The 18,601-nt window shown below is 67.2% G+C and carries 18 protein-coding genes; 12 read left to right on the top strand and 6 right to left on the bottom strand.

Annotated elements, in window-relative coordinates:
* Positions 1 to 15: 15 nt before the first annotated feature.
* The 5 genes from pcaDC to AC1DVA_RS13030 all read right to left on the bottom strand — a co-directional run bounded on the left by pcaDC (position 16) and on the right by AC1DVA_RS13030 (position 4,338).
* Positions 16 to 1,197: a bifunctional 3-oxoadipate enol-lactonase/4-carboxymuconolactone decarboxylase PcaDC gene (gene pcaDC / locus AC1DVA_RS13050; RefSeq protein WP_476806137.1), complete on the bottom strand. Its 1,182-nt coding sequence runs from the start codon at positions 1,195 to 1,197 to the stop codon at positions 16 to 18.
* A gap of 11 nt (positions 1,198 to 1,208) precedes the next feature.
* The gene (locus AC1DVA_RS13045) at positions 1,209 to 2,309 is read right to left on the bottom strand and encodes a lyase family protein (RefSeq protein WP_265050439.1); all 1,101 of its coding nucleotides are present in this window, start codon (positions 2,307 to 2,309) and stop codon (positions 1,209 to 1,211) included.
* 38 nt (positions 2,310 to 2,347) lie between these two features.
* A complete protein-coding gene (locus AC1DVA_RS13040; protein ID WP_265050438.1) occupies positions 2,348 to 3,010 on the bottom strand; it encodes a 3-oxoacid CoA-transferase subunit B in 663 nt (220 codons plus the stop codon).
* Positions 3,010 to 3,720 (bottom strand): CoA transferase subunit A, encoded by a 711-nt coding sequence (locus AC1DVA_RS13035; RefSeq protein WP_265050437.1) that lies wholly within the window; start codon positions 3,718 to 3,720, stop codon positions 3,010 to 3,012. Before AC1DVA_RS13035 ends, AC1DVA_RS13040 begins: the two co-directional genes overlap by 1 nt.
* 177 nt (positions 3,721 to 3,897) lie before the next feature.
* Positions 3,898 to 4,338 carry a PACE efflux transporter gene (locus tag AC1DVA_RS13030; RefSeq protein WP_265050436.1) on the bottom strand — a complete coding sequence of 147 codons (441 nt, stop codon included), beginning with the start codon at positions 4,336 to 4,338 and terminating at the stop codon, positions 3,898 to 3,900.
* An 89-nt stretch (positions 4,339 to 4,427) separates the two neighbouring features.
* Between AC1DVA_RS13030 and AC1DVA_RS13025 the strand changes: the two genes are divergently transcribed.
* The 5 genes from AC1DVA_RS13025 (at position 4,428) to AC1DVA_RS13005 (ending at position 10,124) form a co-directional block, all read left to right on the top strand.
* Entirely contained in the window at positions 4,428 to 5,315 is an 888-nt protein-coding gene (locus AC1DVA_RS13025; RefSeq protein WP_476806136.1) for a LysR family transcriptional regulator, read from the top strand.
* 247 nt (positions 5,316 to 5,562) lie between these two features.
* Positions 5,563 to 7,128, top strand: a complete 1,566-nt coding sequence (locus AC1DVA_RS13020) for an ABC transporter substrate-binding protein (RefSeq protein WP_265050434.1) — start codon at positions 5,563 to 5,565, stop codon at positions 7,126 to 7,128.
* 103 nt (positions 7,129 to 7,231) lie between these two features.
* A complete protein-coding gene (locus AC1DVA_RS13015; RefSeq protein ID WP_265050433.1) occupies positions 7,232 to 8,173 on the top strand; it encodes an ABC transporter permease in 942 nt (313 codons plus the stop codon).
* 10 nt (positions 8,174 to 8,183) lie between these two features.
* Positions 8,184 to 9,029 (top strand): ABC transporter permease, encoded by an 846-nt coding sequence (locus AC1DVA_RS13010; protein ID WP_265050432.1) that lies wholly within the window; start codon positions 8,184 to 8,186, stop codon positions 9,027 to 9,029.
* A gap of 108 nt (positions 9,030 to 9,137) precedes the next feature.
* Complete coding sequence (locus tag AC1DVA_RS13005; protein WP_265050431.1) at positions 9,138 to 10,124, top strand: MurR/RpiR family transcriptional regulator; 987 nt, start codon at positions 9,138 to 9,140, stop codon at positions 10,122 to 10,124.
* A gap of 27 nt (positions 10,125 to 10,151) precedes the next feature.
* On the opposite strand, the gene AC1DVA_RS13000 is transcribed toward AC1DVA_RS13005, so the two are convergent.
* Complete coding sequence (locus AC1DVA_RS13000; protein ID WP_476806135.1) at positions 10,152 to 11,024, bottom strand: MurR/RpiR family transcriptional regulator; 873 nt, start codon at positions 11,022 to 11,024, stop codon at positions 10,152 to 10,154.
* Between the two features lie 95 nt (positions 11,025 to 11,119).
* Here AC1DVA_RS13000 and AC1DVA_RS12995 point away from each other — a divergent pair, with 95 nt between their 5' ends.
* The 7 genes from AC1DVA_RS12995 (at position 11,120) to AC1DVA_RS12965 (ending at position 18,511) form a co-directional block, all read left to right on the top strand.
* On the top strand, positions 11,120 to 12,733 hold the full coding sequence (locus AC1DVA_RS12995; protein ID WP_476806134.1) for an ABC transporter substrate-binding protein: 1,614 nt from the start codon (positions 11,120 to 11,122) through the stop codon (positions 12,731 to 12,733).
* 70 nt (positions 12,734 to 12,803) lie between these two features.
* Positions 12,804 to 13,781, top strand: a complete 978-nt coding sequence (locus AC1DVA_RS12990) for an ABC transporter permease (RefSeq protein WP_265050428.1) — start codon at positions 12,804 to 12,806, stop codon at positions 13,779 to 13,781.
* Positions 13,778 to 14,686, top strand: a complete 909-nt coding sequence (locus tag AC1DVA_RS12985) for an ABC transporter permease (protein WP_265050427.1) — start codon at positions 13,778 to 13,780, stop codon at positions 14,684 to 14,686. The genes AC1DVA_RS12990 and AC1DVA_RS12985 overlap by 4 nt, the downstream gene beginning before the upstream one ends.
* On the top strand, positions 14,683 to 15,663 hold the full coding sequence (locus AC1DVA_RS12980; RefSeq protein WP_265050426.1) for an ABC transporter ATP-binding protein: 981 nt from the start codon (positions 14,683 to 14,685) through the stop codon (positions 15,661 to 15,663). Before AC1DVA_RS12985 ends, AC1DVA_RS12980 begins: the two co-directional genes overlap by 4 nt.
* Positions 15,660 to 16,667 carry an ABC transporter ATP-binding protein gene (locus AC1DVA_RS12975; protein ID WP_476806133.1) on the top strand — a complete coding sequence of 336 codons (1,008 nt, stop codon included), beginning with the start codon at positions 15,660 to 15,662 and terminating at the stop codon, positions 16,665 to 16,667. The genes AC1DVA_RS12980 and AC1DVA_RS12975 overlap by 4 nt, the downstream gene beginning before the upstream one ends.
* Positions 16,664 to 17,539 (top strand): alpha/beta hydrolase, encoded by an 876-nt coding sequence (locus AC1DVA_RS12970; protein ID WP_476806132.1) that lies wholly within the window; start codon positions 16,664 to 16,666, stop codon positions 17,537 to 17,539. The genes AC1DVA_RS12975 and AC1DVA_RS12970 overlap by 4 nt, the downstream gene beginning before the upstream one ends.
* A gap of 327 nt (positions 17,540 to 17,866) precedes the next feature.
* A complete protein-coding gene (locus AC1DVA_RS12965; protein WP_265050423.1) occupies positions 17,867 to 18,511 on the top strand; it encodes an outer membrane protein in 645 nt (214 codons plus the stop codon).
* Positions 18,512 to 18,601: the final 90 nt, after the last annotated feature.

The raw sequence follows: 18,601 nt of genomic DNA, 5'->3' as shown, positions 1-18,601 counted from the left end.
CAGCCTCTGAGGCCGTCAGCCCGCGGCCTCAATCCCCTTCATCACCGCCGCGGCTTCGGCGAAGGCGGTGTTCCCGGCTGGGACGCCGGCATAGATCGCCGTCTGCATCAGCACTTCCTTGAGGTCGTCCTGCGTGAAGCCGCCGCGCGTTAGCCCGGCGCGGACATGGAGGCGGAACTCCTCCCAGCGGCCGAGGCTCGCGGTGATGGCGATGACCAGCAGGCGCCGCGTGCGGTCGTCGAGGCCCGGCCGGCTCCAGATCTCCTGCCAGGCGATGCGGGTGATCATCGCCTGGAATTCGGCGTTGAAGGGCGTGCGGCCGGCGAGCGACCGGTCGACCCACGCGTCGCCGAGCACGCGGCGGCGGTTCTTCAGCCCGGCCTCGAACAGGGCATCGGCGGCATCCGCGACATCGGGGCCAGGCGACAGGAAGCCGCGCAACGCGCCGGCCAGAGCGGCGGGGGCTTCGAGCGGGGCGAGGTGGCCGCAATCGAGCCGCGCTAGTTGCGCAGCGGGAATGGCGGCGACGAGGTTCTCGCCATGGCCGGCGAAGGGCGTCGAGACGTCGCGCTCGCCGACGACGATCAGCGTCGGACAGGCGAGGTGGCTGAGACGGCCGATCAGGTCCATGTCGCGGATCGCGGCGCCGGCGCCCGCATAGCCTTCGCGCGCCATTCCGACGAGGCTGCGCCTGACGCTTTCGGCAATGGCGGGCTGGCCTGCCGTGAAGGCTGGCGAGAGGAAGCGCTGCATGGCGAGGTCGGCGATCGCCGCCGTGCCCCCAGTGCGGACCTTGTTGATGCGGTCCTGCCATGCCGCCCGGTCCATGGTCGCCGAGGTGCAGATCAGCGCCAGCGCCGAGACGCGTTCCGGCCGGGTCAACGCCAGCTCCATCGCGATCATGCCGCCGAGCGAGACACCGGCAATCGCGGCCTTGTCGAGGCCGGCGGCGTCCATTGCGGCCACGGCATCGCCGGCGAGCTGGGCGAGCGTGTAGTCGCCGTCAGGGGCGTCGGATGCGCCATGGCCACGCGTGTCGAGCCGCAGCACGCGGAAGGCCGCGAGCAAGGCGGGCATCGCCGCATCCCAGAGCGAGAGGTCGGTGCCGATCGAATTCAGCAGCACGAGCGCCGGCTTGTCGTCGGCACCTTCGAGTTTCCAATAGATGCGGGCGCCGTTGCTGACTGCGAAAGGCATGGAATCGTCCTTCAGGTGCGCGGCACGAGCAGAGCTGCGACAAGCATTTCGCTCTCGCCGATATCGGTGCCGACCTCCGCTGCCGCGAGATTGCGGGCGATGGCGGCTTCGTCGATCTCCAGGCCTTCCGCGACCGTCGCCATGGCTTCGGCTGCGCCCGCCGCCAGCAGGAAAAGCTCGGCCAGGGCCGGTCCTTCGGCCTGCCAGCCGCCGAGCCCGCGTTCCTGTTCGGCGGGAAGGCCGGCGAGGATGCCGGCGATCAGGCCGGGCGCGCGCATGGCGGCCGAAAGTGCGACCTGGCAGCCTGTGGGATTGCGTTTGTGCGCCATCGCGGAAGAGCCGCCGCGTCCCGTGACCGCCGGCTCGCGCGCCTCGCCGACACCATTCTGCGCCAGAAGCGAGACGTCGCGCGCCATCTTGCCGAGCGCGCCGATGGTGACGGCAAGGGCAGTCGCGATGCCGGCGACGCCACCGCGACGGGCGTGCCAGGGTGCCGCATCGGGCAGGCCAAGCGCAGCGGCGAGGCGCGCGGCCACAGCGGCGCCCTTGCCATCGAGGCCGGCGCGGCTTCCTGCGGCACCGCCGAATTGCAGTGTCGCTCCGGTCGCGACTTCGCCGCGCAGGCGGGCGGCGGCCTCACTGACACCAGCCTGCCAATGCGCGATGCGCAGGCCGAAGCCGATCGGCAGCGCGTCCTGCAGCAGGGTGCGGCCGATGGCCGGGGTTGTTGCGTGGCGTTGCGCCAGCGCGGCGAGCGCCGTCGCGACGCGGTCGAGATCGCCGTCGAGCAGTTCGCTTGCGGCACGGATCTGGCAGGCGAGGACGGTATCCGCGACGTCCTGGCTGGTTGCGCCCTTGTGCAGGGCCTTGGCTGCTGCCGCATCCGGCAGGGCGGCGCGCAGCCGCGCCACCAGCGGGATCGCGAGCGTGCCGGCGAGCGCCGCCTCATCGGCGAGCTCGGCGGGGTCGATCGCGATGTCCGCGCAAAGCCTTGCGATCGCCTCGACCTGTGCCGGGCCGATCAGCCCTTCGGCGGCTTCGGCGCGCGCAAGCTCAGCCTCGAAGGCCAACGCATGACGCAATGTGGCCGTGTCCGAGAACACGGCCAGCATCGCTTTGGTTGTCGCCGGCCTGCTGCGGAGGAGCCCGGTCACGCGGCCTTGGCGAGCGACGGCGCGACGGCGAAGGGAGCGCCCGTCTTGGCCTTGACCTCGGCGAGGTCGACGCCCGGCGCGAGCTCGATCAGCGTCAGCCCGCCGCCATTGGCCTTGTCACAGCTCATGACGCAGAGATCGGTGATGATGAGATCGACAACGCCGGCACCGGTCAGCGGCAGCGAGCAGCGCTCCAGCACCTTGGATTCGCCCGCCTTGTTGGCGTGATCCATCACGACGATGACCTTCTTGACGCCGGCGACGAGATCCATCGCCCCGCCCATGCCCTTCACCATCTTGCCGGGAATGGTCCAGTTGGCGATGTCGCCATTGGCAGCCACTTCCATGGCGCCGAGGATGGTCAGGTCGATATGGCCGCCGCGGATCATCGCGAAGCTGTCGGCCGAGGAGAAGAAGCTGGAGCTCGGCAGCGCCGTGATCGTCTGCTTGCCGGCATTGATCAGGTCGGGATCGGCCTCGCCCTCATAGGGGAAGGGGCCGATGCCGAGCAGGCCGTTCTCCGACTGCAGCGTCACGTCGACGCCATCGGGAATGTAGTTCGCCACCAGCGTGGGGATGCCGATGCCGAGATTCACGTAGAAGCCGTCCTTCAGCTCCTTGGCGGCGCGGGCGGCCACCTCTTCGCGGGTCCAGGCCATTATGCCGCCTCCCTCTTGCGCTCGGTCAGCTTCTCGATCTTCTTCTCGTTGATCGTGCTCTTGATGATGCGGTCGACATAAATGCCGGGGGTGTGGATCGCCTCGGGATCGAGCGAACCGACCGACACGATCTCCTCGACCTCGACGACCGTCACCTTGCCGGCCGTCGCCATGTTCGGGTTGAAGTTGCGGGCGGTGCGCCGGTAGACGAGATTGCCGGCGGTGTCGGCCTTCCAGGCCTTGACGATGGCGAGGTCGGCACGGAGCCAGGTCTCGCGGACATAGAGCTGGCCATCGAACTCCTCGACCGGCTTGCCCTCGGCGACCACCGTGCCGACGCCGGTCTTGGTGTAGAAGGCCGGGATGCCGGCGCCACCGGCGCGGATGCGCTCGGCCAGCGTGCCCTGCGGATTGAGCTCGAGCTCGAGCTCGCCGGCGAGATATTGCTGCTCGAAGAGCTTGTTCTCGCCGACATAGGACGCGATCATCTTCTTGACCTGCCGGGTCTGCAGCAGCATCCACAGGCCGAAGCCGTCGGCGCCGGCATTGTTCGAGATCACCGTCAGGTTCTTCACCCCGGAATCGCGAATCTGCGGAATCAGGCTCTCGGGGTTGCCCGACAGCCCGAAGCCGCCCGACATGATCGTCATCCCGTCAAAAAGCAGCCCCTCCAATGCAGCCGAAGGGCTGTCATAGATCTTGTGCGTCATCGATCCTCCATAGGCGCGGCTTGGCGCCGCGGCATTCGCTTCGATGGCCCGGCCGTCGCGGCGGACGGGCCAAAAGTTTCCGGCGCCGATCAGAATACGATCGCCCGCGAATGTCCATGGGTGGGATGCATGGGTAGCCCTGCCTTCGAAGAAAAACGGGCTCGCTGCCGGGGGCGCTCAGGCGACTGCCATCCGCGCCGGTGACGGGATCGGGAAGGCGCGGTCATAGGCCAGATTGAACAGGAAAGCGTAGACCACGTAGAAGACGACGATGGCGAGGTCCATCACGAAGGTCTGCCACAGGCTCATGCCGAGATACCAGGCGATCGGCGGCAAGAGCAGCAGGAGCAGGCCGCCCTCGAACAGCAGCACATGCAGGACGCGCGTCGCGACATTCTTGCGGGTATGCCCGACGAGGTGGTGCATGGCGTGGTCGAAGCCGAGATTGAAGACGAAGTTCCAGATCGTCGCGACCGTCGCCGAGCCGACGCCGATCACGCCCATATGCGTGGCGGGGAGGCCGAAAAGCTGAGCCCCGCCCGGAATCACCAGTGCCAGCCCGATCGCTTCGAACAGGAGCGCATGGCGAACCCGGTCGGGAAAGGAGCGCATCGACATATGAAACAACCTGCCGTTCTTGTTGACGGCGTGTCTTCTATCTCCAAATCTACGTATCTCAAGTTAGATGATATCTGGATATCAGATAGATGGGTGTTTCCTTCGAGCAGCTGGAAGCCTTCGTCACGGCGGCCGAACATGGTTCGTTCTCCGCGGCCGGCCGGGTTCTGCGCAAGGCGCAATCCGCGGTCAGCACGCAGGTCGCCAATCTCGAGGATGATCTCGGAATCGCATTGTTCAGCCGGGCGGGCCGCATCCCTGTGCTGACGGCTGCGGGCGAGCGCCTGTTGCGGGAAGCCAGGGTGATCCTCGACCGGCGCGAACATCTGGTCGGCGTCGCCAGCGGTTTCGAGGCCCATGTCGAGACGCGGCTCGTCGTCGCCATCGACGAGCTTTATCCCGAACATCTGCTGGGTACGCTCTTTGCGGATTTCGCGCGGCAGTTCCCGCATGTCGAGCTGGAGCTGCTGTTCCCGCTGATGGAGGATGTCAGCCAGCTCGTTCTGGCGGGGCAGGCCGATATCGGGGTGATGTGGCGCCAGGAGGTGCTGCCGCCGGAACTCGGCTTCCAGACCGTCGGCTGGGTGCCGATCAAGCTCGTCTGCGGCAAGGGGCATCCGCTCGCCGGCACCCGCGTCGACTGGGAAGAGCTCAAGCGACATCGGCAGATCCTCGTCGCGGCACGCGGCGACGGCCCGGAGAAGCAGCGCCTGCGTGTCGCGGCCGAGGTCTGGTGGGTCGAAAGCCATTGGGTCATCCTGCAACTGGTGAAGCAGGGCATCGGCTGGGCCTTCGTCTCCAGCTACGTCATCGAGCATTCGCCGGTGGCGGCCGATCTCGTCACGCCCGACCTGCAGTTCGATAATTTCGATCTTCCGGTGGCGCTGGAGATGGTCTGGCACAAACAGCGCCCCTGTGGGCCGGCTGCGGCCTGGCTGCGCGAGCGCTTCGCGGCTGCCCGCATCGACACGGCCTGACCAGCGACAGAACTGGCAATTCATCCCAGCCGGGGCGCCGATATCTTTTCGATCGGCGACAGATTTGCAATTAAATTACATGCTCTTCGCTGGCCGCATCGCACCACATACGCGATCCTCTCTGGTTTAAAGCCAATTCTGCGCGGCTGCTGCGACCACGAGGTTGCCACGTCGAATTGGCTGGGCTAAATAATCCGTAATAAAATTTCATAACGCCGCTAAGAGCGGTTTCATCTGGGGAGTGACCATGCAGACCAATTCCTTCTCTCGCGCTGCCCTGACGCGGCGTGGCCTCGGTGGGCTTGCGGCCGGTCTCGCGGCCTCGACCATGCTGGCTCCGGTTGCAGGCTGGGCCCAGGGCGCATCGAGTGCGAACCTCGCCATGGTCGGCGAGCCGCAGTCGCTCGATCCGATGGCATCGACCGCCGACCTCGTCGGCACGATCATGCAGCATGTCTACGAGCCGCTGTTCACCTTCGACGCCAACTGGGCGACGCAGCCCATGCTGGCCGCGGCGCTGCCCACGGTCTCGGCCGACGGCAAGACCTATACGATCGAGCTGCGCAAGGGCGTGAAGCTCCATAACGGCCGCGACCTCGATGCCGAGGACGTCGTCGCCTCGCTGAAGCGCTGGTTCGACATGACGCCGCGCGGCAAGGGGCTGGCGAAGAGCCTCGCCAGCCTGACGGCGAAGGGGCCGACGACGGTCGAGATCGTCCTGAACAAGGTCGAGCCGGCGCTGCTGGCGCATCTGGCGCTGCCGTCGGGCTTCGCCGCGATCATGGCGAAGGAATCGATCGCCAACCCGCTGACCGAATTCGTCGGCACTGGCCCCTACAAGTTCCGCGAGCGCAAGCCCGACCAGTTCGTCGTGCTGGTCAAGCACGAGGGCTATGCCTCGCGCAGCGAGCCGGCCTCCGGCTATGCCGGGAAGCGCGAAGCGAAGATCGACGAGCTGCGCTTCATCCCGGTGCCCAACGCCAATACCCGCCTCGAAGGCGTGATCGCCGGCCAGTATCAGTTCTCCGACCAGCTCCCGGTCGAGAGCTTCAAGAAGCTGTCTGCCGCCAGCGCAGCGCGCGCTGTGCTGACCATGCCCTTCGGCTTCCCCTATTTCCCGACCAACACCAAGCAGGGGCCGATGGCCGATCTGAAGGTCCGTCAGGCCTTCCAGATGGCGCTCGATCTCGAAGAGGTGCTGATGGCCGGCTTCGGCGAGCCGAAGTTCTTCGCAACCGCCGCCGAGCACTTCCCCAAGGGTTCGCCCTTCTTCTCGGAAGCGGGCAAGGACAAGTACAGCAAGGCCGACGTCGCCGGCGCCAAGAAGCTGCTGGCCGAGGCGAAGTATGACGGCACGCCGATCCGCATCCTCAATTCCAAGCAGTACGACTTCCATCACCGCATGGCGCTGGTGATGGCCGAGCAGATGAAGGCGGCGGGCTTCAAGGTGCAGCTCGACGTCGTCGATTGGGCGACACTGATCCAGCGTCGCGGCGACGCGGCGCTTTGGGACATCTACATCACGCACTCGGCCTTCCTGCCCGAGCCGATGCTGTCGCCGCCGCAGCTGGGCGAAGGCGCCCCCGGCTGGTGGTCGAGCCCGGCGAAGGATGCGGCGCTTGCCGCCTTCAACGCGGAGCCCGACCCGGCCAAGCGCGGCGCGCTCTGGGGCAAGGTCCAGCAGGTCGTCTATGACGAGGTGCCCTATATCCGTGCCGGCAATTTCGGCGCGCTTTCCGGCGCCTCGGCCAAGATGAACGACTTCGCCGCCATGCCCTGGCCGTCCTTCTGGAACGTCAGCCTGGCCAAGTAACCGGCTCTCGGCATCACCCGCACTAGAGAGAGACCGGCGCGGCACACACTGCGCCGGAACTCACTCCCCGACACGCCTGCTTCCTGCAAACGGAGCGTATCCGATGCTCGCGCATATCGGGCGCCGGTTCACCGGCCTGCTGCTCGTGCTCCTCATCGTCGCCGCGCTGGTGTTCTTCCTGACGCGGCTGGCGCCGGGCGATCCGGCCGCCTTGATGCTGGGCGATCAGGCCACGGCCGATGACATCGCGCGGCTGCGCGCCGCCTATGGCCTCGACAAGCCGCTGCTGCTGCAGTTCTTCCTCTGGCTGAAGGAGGTCGCGAGCGGCAATCTCGGCCAGTCGATCTTCCTGCAGCGGCCGGTGACGCAAGCGCTCTTCGAGCGCGCCGAGCCGACCTTCTTCCTCGCCATGTTCTCGCTCGCCATCGCGGCGGCGATCGGCATTCCCGCCGGCATCGCCTCGGCGGTCTGGCGCGGTCGCGCGGTCGATCAGGCCGTCAGCGGCCTTGCGATGCTGGCGGCGAATATTCCGAGCTTCTGGCTCGGGCTGATCTTCATCCAGCTCTTCGCGGTCAAGCTCGGCTGGTTCCCGGTCGCCGGCTATGGCGCGCCGGAGGCCGGCTTCGCCGAGCGGCTGCGGCATCTCCTGCTGCCGGCCGCCGTGCTGGGCGTCGTCAATTCCGCCCTGATCACGCGCTTCACCCGCGCGAGCATGCTCGATATCCTCGATGCCGACTTCCTGCGCACGGCGCGGGCGAAGGGCTTGTCCGAGCGGCGCGTGCTGCTGGGGCATGCCTTCCGCAACATTCTCGTTCCGGTGATCACCGTGCTCGGCCTGACGCTGGCGCTGCTGATCGGCGGCGCGATCGTCACCGAGACCGTGTTCGGGCTGCCCGGGATCGGCAATCTCGTCGTCTCCGCCGTGCTGCGGCGCGACTACCCGGTGATCCAGGGGGCACTGCTCGCGGTCGCCGCGATCTACGTGCTGATCAACCTCGTCATCGACGTGATCTACACGCTCGTCGATCCGCGTGTCCGTTACTGAGGCCGCGCCGATGAACTCGCCCTTTTTCGCCTTCTTCCGCAGCCTGTTCCGCCGCAAGCTGGTCCTGATCGCGACGATCATCCTCCTGGTCGCGTTCGCGCTGGCCGTGCTCGCGCCCTGGGTTTCGCCCTTCGATCCCGGTGCGATGCGGGTGGTGCGGCGGCTGCGTCCGCCGGGCGAGGTCAACTGGTTCGGCACCGACGAGCTCGGCCGCGACATCTTCTCGCGGATCATCTGGGGCGCGCGCGCCTCGCTGGGCATCGGCTTCGCCGTGGTGGTCATCTCGGTCGGCGTCGGATCGGCGCTCGGATTGATCGCCGGCTATTTCAAGCGGCTCGACGCCGCGATCATGCGCCTGGTCGACGCGCTGATGGCGCTGCCCGACATCCTGCTCGCGATCTTTCTCGTCGCGGTGCTGGGCGCGTCTGCCGGCAATGTGATCCTCGCATTGTCGATCGTCTACACGCCGCGCGTCGTGCGGGTGATCCGGGCCTCGACGCTGGTCGTCCGCGAGCTGCCCTTCGTCGAGGCGGCCCGCTCGATCGGCGTCTCGACCCCACGCATCCTCGCGGTGCATCTGCTGCCGAACATCGCCTCGCCGGTGCTGGTCCAGGCAACCTTCATCTTCGCCTATGCGGTGCTGGCGGAAGCGGGTCTTTCCTTCCTCGGCGCCGGCGTGCCGCCGGAGACGCCGACCTGGGGCACGATGATCGCCTCTGGTCAACAATATGCTGATGATGCCTTCTGGCTCGTCGCTTTTCCGGGCTTTGCGATCGTGCTCGTGGCATTGTCGTTGCAGATCCTCGGCGACGGGTTGCGCGACATGCTCGATCCGCGGCTCAGAAAGGCACTGTGATGGCCGCTTTCGCCCCCTTTTCTGCCCTGGCCTGTGGAAGTTTCTCGCGGCCGATGCGGATCGGGGCGAAACCGGATCGCAAGCGCGGCGCCAGCGAAGCTCCCGCGCATGACGAATGAATTCGAGCCCTCTGCGATGACGTTAAGGCCGAGCGGGCCGGACGATTCCGTCGGGGCTTCCGATATCCTGAGCACCATCCGCGCCGGGCTCGAGGGCATGTCCGAAAGCCAGAAGCGCGTCGGGCTGCTGTTCATCGGCGACCCGGAATGGGCGGTGAAGGCGAATGTCGAGGACATCGCCGCGCGGGCCGGGGTCAGCGCGCCGACGATCGTGCGCTTCGCCCGTGCGGTCGGCTGCGAGGGGCTGCGGGACCTGAAGCTGAAGCTCGCCGGAGCGCTGGCGCTGGGTGCGCCTTTCCTGCATCGCTCGGTGCATGTCGGAGAGACGGCTGCCGATGTGGTGCGCAACGTCACCGGCAGCATGACGACCGTCATCGCCGACTGGCAGCGCCGGCTCGACCCGGCCGAGCTGGACCGCGCCGCGGCGGCGATCAAGCAGGCGCGCCGTGTCGACTGCCTCGGCACCGGCGCGACTTCGCATTTCCTGGCGCAGGACCTGCAGGCGCGGCTGTTCCGCCTCGGCCTGACGGCGAATGCGTTCTCCGATGCGCATTTCCAGCTCGTGGCCGCGGCGACGCTGACCTCGGCCGATGTCCTGGTCGCGATCTCCTTCGTCGGCCGCATGCCGGCCCTGCTGCGCGCCGTCGAGGTCGGCCGTGCGCGCGGTGCGACCGTGATCGTCCTGACCCAGGCGCGCACGCCGCTGGCCGAACTCGGCCATATCGTCATTCCGATGGATGTGCCGCATGACGCGACCATGCTGGTCGGCACCGATGCCTATGTCGTCCAGCTCATCGCGATCGAGGTCCTGATGATCCTGGTCGGTTTGCGTCAGGGGCCGGGGCTGATCGCCCGCATGAACGAGCTCCAGCATGTGCTCAACACCTATGGCGTCGATCGCGAGGACCCTTCGGTCCTGCACGCGAGCTGGCGCCAGATGCTGGAATCCGATCTCGGTCCGCCCGAGACGGGCTGACGCGAAATCGCGGGCAACTGCGCCCGCCTATTGGTGGAACGTCCAGAGCAGGCTTTCGCTCAGCTCCTTCAATGCTTCGACCGCGTCCGGCCGTTCACGCGCGACGGCTGCGATCAGGGCGTCTGCCAGCGCGAACACCGCCGTGGGCGAGTTCGGCAGCAGCCGGCTGCGCGCGGGCGCGAACAGCGTGACATCGGCGATCGGCGCGAGCGGAGAGGTCGGGCTGTCCGTCAGCACCAGCAGCGCGGCGCCGCGTTTCTTGGCGAAGCTGGCGAGATCGAGCGTCGCGCGGGAATAGCGCGGCACCGAGATCGCCACGACGAGATCGTCCGGACGTGCCGTCATCATGTGGCGGATGGCGCGCTCCGGCCCGGTGCGCGATGACGCGAAGATCACGTCGGCGTCGAGATAGAGCGCCAGCCCATCCTCGAGGAAGGACGCGACGTGGTGGCTCGCGCCCGAGGCTGCGATGAAGACGCGGGGCGCCTTCAGCAAGAGTTCGACCGCCCGCGTCACGGCCGGTTCGGTCAGCCCGTCGCGCGCCGCCTGGAGATTGCCCGCCTGATCTGCGAGGGCCGCTGCGAAGGTCGCGAAGGTCGAGCCTGCCGCCGAGCGCGCTCCGGCAAAGTTGTCGACAGGGTCGTGCGCGAATTTCAGCGCCGCCGAAAGCGCGCTGCGGAACTCGCCATATCCGCCATAGCCGAGCGTCCGGACGAAACGCGTCACCGTGGCGTTGGACGTCCCGCTTCCTTCTGCCAGCCCTTCGATCGTCATGGTCGCGACGTCGAGCGGATGCTGCAGAACGAAATCTGCGGCGCGGCGATGGCCGTTGCTCAGCGACGGATAGATCCGCGCGATCCGGTTGGAAAGGTCCGTCGTCGGCTTCAGGCCTTGGGACATATGTCGCCACCCGATTGACGTTCAAATATTTTCATGTTTGCTACTAGACGAAAATAAAGCTGTCAAAAGCGTCCAGCTCGGGAGCGGATACCACCATGCGTCATTCCCTGTTCGCCGCGGCCCTCGCCGCCCTCTGCCTGCCCGCGAGTGCGGTTTCGGCGCAAACCCTGCGCATCGCGCTGGCCTCCGAGCCGACGGCCGTCGATCCGCATTATCACGATCTCACGCCGAACAACGCTTTGGCGCAGCATATCTTCGATTCGCTCGTCAGCCAGGACGAGCAGCAGAAGCTGCACCCCAGCCTTGCGGCCTCCTGGGAGAACGACGGCAAGAACCGCTGGACGTTCAAGCTGCGCGAGGGCGTGAAGTTCTCGAACGGCAAGCCCTTCACCGCCGAGGACGTGGTCTTCACCTTCTGCCGCACGCTGAAGAACGAGACCAAGGTCTCGGATTCCTTCGCCGACGTCACCGGCAACTTCGCGTCAGTCGAGACGCCCGATCCGCAGACGCTGGTGATCAACACCACCAATCCCGAGCCGCTGCTGCCTAACCTGCTCTCGGCGCTCAGCATCCTCTCGGCATCGATCGTCGAGCATGGCCCGATCAGCTACGATATCGCCAAGAATTGCGGTGTCACCGGACCTTGGCCGACGGTCAACGGCTTCAATGACGGCACGCTCGCCATCGGCACCGGTCCCTACAAGCTGAAGTCCTATGTGCGGGGATCGGCGATCGAGCTGGAGCGCAACGCGAGCTATTGGGGCAAGGCCGAACCCTGGGCGACCGTGCGCCTGCTGCCGGTCAGCAATGCCGGCCCGCGCCTCGCCGGCCTGCTCGCCGGCGATTACGACGTGATCGAGAACCCGGCGGCGCGCGATCTCGGCCGGATCAAGGGCGACAAGCGCTTCGGCCATGTCATCACCCCCTCGACGCGCGTGGTCTATTTCCAGCTCGACGTCGCCCGCGACCAGAGCCCCTTCGTCAAGTCCGACGACGGCAAGAACCCGTTGAAGGACCCGCGCGTGCGCCAGGCGATGTCGCTCGCCATCGATCGCGACGCCATCGTCAAGCGCATCATGGATGGCGCGGCCGAGCCGGCCTATCAGTACCTGCCGACCGGCATGTTCGGCACGCAGGCCAACCCGCCGAAGCTCGCCTATGATCCGACTGCGGCCAAGAAGCTGCTGGCCGAGGCCGGCTATGCCAAGGGCTTCCAGCTCACCCTGTCGACGACCAACGACCGCTACATCAACGACAGCCAGATCACTCAGGCCGTCGCGCAGTACCTGACCCAGATCGGCATCAAGACCGAGGTCGATGCGATGACGCGGGCGATCTATTTCCCGCGCCGCGCCAAGAAGGAATTTAGCGTCGCGCTCGGCGGCTGGGGCTCCGGCACCGGCGAGGCGGCCTCCTTCCTGCGCCAGTGGCCGCCGACCCCGAACGAGACCAAGACCATCGGCGGCTCGAACTATGGCGGCTACAAGAACGACCAGTTCGACAAGCTGATCCGCGAGGCGATCACCACCCTCGACGACGCCAAGCGCGCGGCGCTTCTGCAGGAAGCCGGCAAGCTCGTCGTCGCCGACAACGCCTTCATCCCGCTGCACTTCGAGAGCGGCATCTGGGCCTTCAAATCCGATCTCGCCGTCACCGGCCGCGCCGATCAGTACATGCTGGCGATGTCGGTGAAGCCGGTCGCCAAGTAATCCCCCGAAACGATGGGCCGCCCTGTCGGGGCGGCCCATGCGGAATGCGTAGCGGAGCCGGCCCAGCCTCATGACCGCCTATGTCCTGCAGCGGCTGATCCAGAGCGTGCTCGTGCTGCTCGCGGTTTCGGTCGTGGTCTTCTTCGCCGTCTACGGCATCGGCGATCCCATCGAGCTCCTGGTCTCGCCATCGGTCAGCGCGGCCGAGCGCGAGGCGCTGATCCGGCGCCTCGGCCTCGACCTGCCGGTCTGGCAGCAATATTTCGTGTTCATGGGCAATGCCCTGAAGGGCGATCTCGGCCGCTCCTTCGTGCATGGCGTGCCGGCGATCGAGCTGATCCTCGCCCGGCTGCCGGCGACCTTCGAGCTCGTGCTTCTGGCGATGACGCTGGCGATCTTCACCGGCGTGCCGCTCGGGCTCTATGCCGGGCTCGATCCGGAGAGCCGGCCCTCGCGCATCATCATGGGCGGCACGGTGCTGGGCTATTCGCTGCCGAGCTTCTGGAAGGGCATGATGCTGATCCTGCTCTTCGCCGTGGTGCTCGGCTGGCTGCCGACGGCCGGGCGCGGCGAGACGGTCTCGGTGCTCGGCATCCGCACCAGCCTGCTGACGCTGGACGGCCTCAAGCATCTGGCATTGCCGGCGCTGAACCTCGCCATCCCCAACATGGCGCTGATGATCCGGCTTGTCGCGGCGGGCACGACCGAAACCATGACGCAGGACTACGTGAAATACGCCCGCGCCAAGGGCGTGCGGCCGCGTCGCATCGTCGGCCGGCACGTGCTGCGCAACATCCTGATCCCGGTCGTTACCGTGGTCGGCATCGAGTTCGGCAGCCTCGTCGCCTTCTCGACCATTACCGAGACGGTCTTCGCCTGGCCGGGCATGGGCAAGCTGCTGATCGACTCGGTCTACCAGCTCGACCGGCCGGTGGTCGTCGCCTATGTCCTGCTGGCGACGCTGCTCTTCGTCACCGTGAATTTCCTCGTCGACATCCTCTACGCCGCGCTCGATCCGCGGGTGAAGCTGACGGGAGAGATGGCATGAGCGCCGAGACGAAAGTGCCGGCCGTTCCGGCCTATGCCGACACGCCGCTGCGCCAGAAGGTGTTGCGCCGCATCCGCAGCCGGCCGACGACGCGCGGTGCTGCGATCCTGCTCGGCATCATGGTGCTGCTCGCGCTGCTGGCGCCGGTCATCGCGCCGCAGAACCCCCACGACCTCGCCTCGCTTAGCGTGATGGACAACCGCCTGCCGCCGGGCGAGGCCGGCATGACCGGCACGATCTATTGGCTCGGCACGGATTCGCAGGGGCGCGACATGCTGAGTGCGATCCTCTACGGCCTGCGCACCAGCCTGATGGTCGGCCTTTCAGCGACGCTCGGCGCGCTCTTCATCGGCATTTCGGCCGGGCTTCTGGCGGCGCAGTTCGGCGGTGCCGTCGACGCCATCATCATGCGCGTCGTCGATTTCATGCTCGGCTTCCCCTCGATCCTGATCGCGCTCGTGCTGCTCGCCTCGATCGGACGCGGCGTCGACAAGGTCATCCTCGCCATCGTGCTGGTGCAGTGGGCGCAATATGCCCGGCTGATGCGCGCCTCCGCCCTGGTCGAGCGGCGCAAGGAATATATCGAGGCGGCGCTGAATTTCGGCCTGCCGACCCGGCACATCATGATCGCGCATCTGCTGCCGAACTCGGTCGGCTCGGTGCTGGTCGTCGCCTCGATCAGCGTCGCCAGCGCGATCACGCTTGAGGCCACGCTCTCCTTCCTCGGCGTCGGCGTGCCGGTGACGCAGCCCTCGCTCGGCCTGCTCATCGCCAACGGCTTCGAGTTCCTGCTCTCGGGCGAATACTGGATCGCGGTCTTCCCCGGCATCGCGCTGGTGCTGCTGATCGTCTCGCTCAACCTCGTCGGCGACCGGCTGCGCCGCAGTTTCAACGTGCGCTCATGACCGAAGCCCTGCTCGAAGTCCGCGGTCTCAGGACCGTCTTCCATGCGCTCGATGGCGCCTGGCCCGCCGTCGACGGCGTCGATCTCAGCGTCGCACGGGGCGAGGTGCTCGGGCTGGTCGGCGAATCCGGTTCCGGCAAGTCGGTGACCGGCTTCTCGTTGGTGCGATTGATCGATCCGCCCGGCGAGATCGTCGCCGGGACTATCAGCTTCGACGGCGAGGATCTGCGCGGCGCGACCGAAGAGCGCCTGCGCGACCTGCGCGGCGACCGCATCGCCATGATCTTCCAGGATCCGCTGATGACGCTGAACCCGGTGCTCAGCATCGGCGAGCAGATGAGCGAGGCGATCCTGGAGCATCGCGACTGTGGCCGGGAGGAGGCGCTGGCCGAGGCTGCCAAAGCGCTGTCGCGCGTCGGAATCTCCTCGCCCGAGGCGCGGCTCAAGCAGTTCCCGCACGAATTCTCCGGCGGCATGCGCCAGCGCGTCGCCATCGCCACGGCGCTGCTCAACAAGCCCGACCTGATCATCGCCGACGAGCCGACGACGGCGCTCGACGTCACCATTCAGAGCCAGATCCTGTTCGAGGTGCAGAAGCTCGCCCGCGAGACCGGCACGGCCGTGCTCTGGATCACCCATGACCTCGCCGTGGTGGCCGAGCTCGCCGACCGGGTGGCGGTGATGTATGCCGGCCGCGTCGTCGAGATCGGCCCGGTCGACGAGGTGCTGGATGCGCCGCGCCACCCCTATACGCTCGGGCTGCTGAATTCCTCCGCCGCCAATGTCGCGCCGGGCGAGCGCCTGAACCAGATCGACGGCGTCGCGCCGCGGATCGATGGGCGTCCGAGCGGTTGTCCGTTCCGGCCGCGCTGCCCTCGTGTCCAGCCGATCTGTGCCGATGTGGATCCGATAGCGACGGGGGAGGGCGAGCACCGGTTCCGCTGCCACAACCCGGTTCCGTTCGGAGAAGCGGCATGAGCGCTCCGGTCATCGAACTCAAGGGCATCACCAAGCATTTCCGCCGCAGCCCGACGCTGGCGGAGCGCATCCTGATGGCGACAGGGCGGGGCAAGGCGCCGCCGGTGCTGCGCGCCGTCGACGGCATCGATCTCAGCGTCAAGCGCGGCGAGGTGCTTGGCCTCGTCGGCGAGTCCGGTTGCGGCAAGTCGACGCTCGCGCGCGTCGTCACCGGCATCCTGAAGCCGAGCGCGGGCGAGGTCGTCTACGAGCAGCGGCCGGTAGCAGGGCTCAGGGGAAAGGAGCGGCTGGATTTCCTGCTCAAGGTCCAGATGATCTTCCAGGACCCCTATGCCTCGCTCGATCCGCGCATGAAGGTCAGCCGCATCGTCGGCGAGGCGCTGAGCGTCCACAAGCTCCTGCCCAAGGCCGAGATCGATGCGGCGGTTGATCAGGCGCTGAGCGAGGTCGGGCTCGATCTCGCCTATCGCGAGCGCTATCCGCACCAGTTCTCGGGCGGGCAGCGCCAGCGCATCGGCATTGCGCGCGCCCTTGCCGTGAAGCCGGATTTCCTGGTCTGCGACGAACCGGTCTCGGCGCTCGACGTCTCGATCCAGGCGCAGGTCATCAACCTGTTCATGGATGTGCGCGAGCGCCATGGCCTGACCTATCTGTTCGTCAGCCACGATCTCGGCCTCGTCAGACATATCAGCGACCGGGTCGCCATCATGTATCTCGGCCGCATCGTCGAGATCGGAGCGGCGAACGAGGTGTTCGCAAAGCCCGCGCACCCCTATAGCGCGGCACTGATCGCGGCGATTCCCTCGGCGGCACGGCGCAAGCGCGCCTTCCAGCCGCTCAAGGGCGAATTGCCGTCGCCGCTGGCGCCGCCGCCGGGCTGCCCTTTCCACCCGCGCTGCGAGCAGGCGATGCCCGTCTGCCGCGAGGTGCGGCCTGTCCTGGCCGAAATCGCGCCCGGCCGCAGCGCCGCCTGCCACCTGCACACGGCTCCGGAGGCCGCATGACCACGACGACACTCAACCCGCCGGTCGGGCGCAGCACGCTGCCCTTCGTCGACAGCCGTCATCCTGACCGGCCGCTCGCCGTCAACTTCTACCGCCCGGCGCGCCACCAGCCGAACGATCCCGTCATTGTCGTGCAGCACGGCATGCTGCGCAACGGCGACGATTACCGCGATTTCTGGATCGATGCGGCCGAGAAGCACGGCCTGCTGATCGTGGCGCCGACCTTTCCCGACGAGCACTTCCCCAAGGCCGAGGGCTATAATAACGGCCTGATGGTGTCCGAGGACGGCGCGATCGCCCCGCGCGAGCAGTGGCTCTATTCGGTGCCGGAACGCGTGCTCGACGCGCTGCGCGCCGGCGGCGTGATCGAAAGCCCGGTCATCCGCATCTTCGGGCATTCGGCCGGCGGCCAGTTCGTGCATCGCATGCTGGCGACGGAAGGCGGCGAACTCTTCGCCGCCGCGATGGCCTCCAATCCGGGTTGGTACACGCTGCCGGTGCTCGAGCGTCGCTTCCCGGAAGGGCTCGGCGGGCTCCATCTCGATCGTGACATGCTCACCCGCTGGCTCGCCTATCCGATGATCATTTTTGCCGGGGACCGCGACATCGTCACCGACGATCCCAACCTGCCGGCGCAGGCGGAGGCACTGGCGCAGGGCCCGCATCGCTATGGCCGCGCCCATTTCATGCTCGACTTCGCCCGAGCCGAAGCGGCGCGCCTCGGTGTGCCCTGCAACTGGCAGCTGATCACGGTCGGCGGGATCGGCCATGACGGCGCTGCGATGTCGCGCGCGGCGGCGGCCTACTGGTTCGAAGGCGGCCGCATTCCTCCGGTGGAGGAACTCGGGAAGCAGGCCGAACCCGTGCTCTGACGCTCGACACACGGACGAGATCGACCACGGCATCTTCGGCTATTGCGGCGCGACGGTCGTCACGTCGGAACTGCTGCTTCCTCCGGACGGAACCTCGCCCGGAGTCCTGCTCGACAAGGCGCGGAACATCGGCCGGGGCATCTTCCCCGCTGCAGCTCCGCGGCAGGCGGCCTGACGCCGGCCCGATACGGGATGCCTGCCTCTTCGGTAGGCAACACTGCCGTAATCTTCGCTCGCAATCTGCGCATGCCGACCCGCTCCGATCCACGGGGAAGGGATGCAGGCAGATGTGTCGGCGGCAATGACAGCCGCTGCAAGGAGTTGTTGATGTCTCGCACCCGCCCGATGACGGGCCTTGGCCTGCTGGCCCTGTTCGCGGTGCCCGCAGCGGCGGCGGATCGCCCCCTGCCGCGCGCGCAGGAGTGGCCGGCCTATACCGCGCCGCGCACCTATAACTGGAACGGCATCTATGCCGGTATCCACTCCGGCGCGGCGTTCGACCGCTTCGACGGCGCCGCCAAGAAGAGCCGCAACGAAGTGCTGCTCGGCGGCCAGCTCGGCTACAACATGCAGCTCGGCAACATGGTCTTCGGCATGGAAGGCGACATGTCGATGAACGGCCTCAGCAGCAGCTCCAAGCGGCGAGGCGCCGGCACCAGCGCCGACATGCGCTATGTGAGCACCCTGAAGGCGCGCGCCGGCGTCGCCTTCGACCGCGTGCTGGTCTACGGCACGGGCGGTCTGGCCTATGGCAACATGAAGGCGAGCGACGGCCTGCTCTCGAAGACGAAGAGCAAGCTGGGCTATGTGGTCGGTGCCGGCGCCGAATACGGCATCACCAACAATCTGACCGCCAAGCTCGAGTACAATTACGTCTCCCTGGGCAAGCAGAACTTCCAGTTCGGCGCCAACCGGACCCGGATCGGCGTCACCGAGCACCTCGTCAAGGCGGGTCTGAACTACCGCTTCTGATCTCGCGATCGTGGCCGGCTTTGCCGAGCCGGCCCTGACTTACGGCCTTTTGGCCGTTTCGAGGTAGGGATGGAGCGCGGTGTCTGGACT

The sequence above is a fragment of the Allobosea sp. P4_C6 genome (genome assembly GCF_056402015.1).
Note: the sequence above shows the minus strand (reverse complement) of the source record. Positions and strands in the feature narration are given on the sequence as shown.

Coding starts and splice junctions, on each gene's coding strand:
- pcaDC (WP_476806137.1), bottom strand. CDS start 1,197: ATGCCTTTCGCAGTCAGCAACGGCGCCCGCATCTATTGGAAACTCGAA.
- AC1DVA_RS13045 (WP_265050439.1), bottom strand. CDS start 2,309: ATGCTGGCCGTGTTCTCGGACACGGCCACATTGCGTCATGCGTTGGCC.
- AC1DVA_RS13040 (WP_265050438.1), bottom strand. CDS start 3,010: ATGGCCTGGACCCGCGAAGAGGTGGCCGCCCGCGCCGCCAAGGAGCTG.
- AC1DVA_RS13035 (WP_265050437.1), bottom strand. CDS start 3,720: ATGACGCACAAGATCTATGACAGCCCTTCGGCTGCATTGGAGGGGCTG.
- AC1DVA_RS13030 (WP_265050436.1), bottom strand. CDS start 4,338: ATGTCGATGCGCTCCTTTCCCGACCGGGTTCGCCATGCGCTCCTGTTC.
- AC1DVA_RS13025 (WP_476806136.1), top strand. CDS start 4,428: ATGGGTGTTTCCTTCGAGCAGCTGGAAGCCTTCGTCACGGCGGCCGAA.
- AC1DVA_RS13020 (WP_265050434.1), top strand. CDS start 5,563: ATGCAGACCAATTCCTTCTCTCGCGCTGCCCTGACGCGGCGTGGCCTC.
- AC1DVA_RS13015 (WP_265050433.1), top strand. CDS start 7,232: ATGCTCGCGCATATCGGGCGCCGGTTCACCGGCCTGCTGCTCGTGCTC.
- AC1DVA_RS13010 (WP_265050432.1), top strand. CDS start 8,184: ATGAACTCGCCCTTTTTCGCCTTCTTCCGCAGCCTGTTCCGCCGCAAG.
- AC1DVA_RS13005 (WP_265050431.1), top strand. CDS start 9,138: ATGACGAATGAATTCGAGCCCTCTGCGATGACGTTAAGGCCGAGCGGG.
- AC1DVA_RS13000 (WP_476806135.1), bottom strand. CDS start 11,024: ATGTCCCAAGGCCTGAAGCCGACGACGGACCTTTCCAACCGGATCGCG.
- AC1DVA_RS12995 (WP_476806134.1), top strand. CDS start 11,120: ATGCGTCATTCCCTGTTCGCCGCGGCCCTCGCCGCCCTCTGCCTGCCC.
- AC1DVA_RS12990 (WP_265050428.1), top strand. CDS start 12,804: ATGACCGCCTATGTCCTGCAGCGGCTGATCCAGAGCGTGCTCGTGCTG.
- AC1DVA_RS12985 (WP_265050427.1), top strand. CDS start 13,778: ATGAGCGCCGAGACGAAAGTGCCGGCCGTTCCGGCCTATGCCGACACG.
- AC1DVA_RS12980 (WP_265050426.1), top strand. CDS start 14,683: ATGACCGAAGCCCTGCTCGAAGTCCGCGGTCTCAGGACCGTCTTCCAT.
- AC1DVA_RS12975 (WP_476806133.1), top strand. CDS start 15,660: ATGAGCGCTCCGGTCATCGAACTCAAGGGCATCACCAAGCATTTCCGC.
- AC1DVA_RS12970 (WP_476806132.1), top strand. CDS start 16,664: ATGACCACGACGACACTCAACCCGCCGGTCGGGCGCAGCACGCTGCCC.
- AC1DVA_RS12965 (WP_265050423.1), top strand. CDS start 17,867: ATGTCTCGCACCCGCCCGATGACGGGCCTTGGCCTGCTGGCCCTGTTC.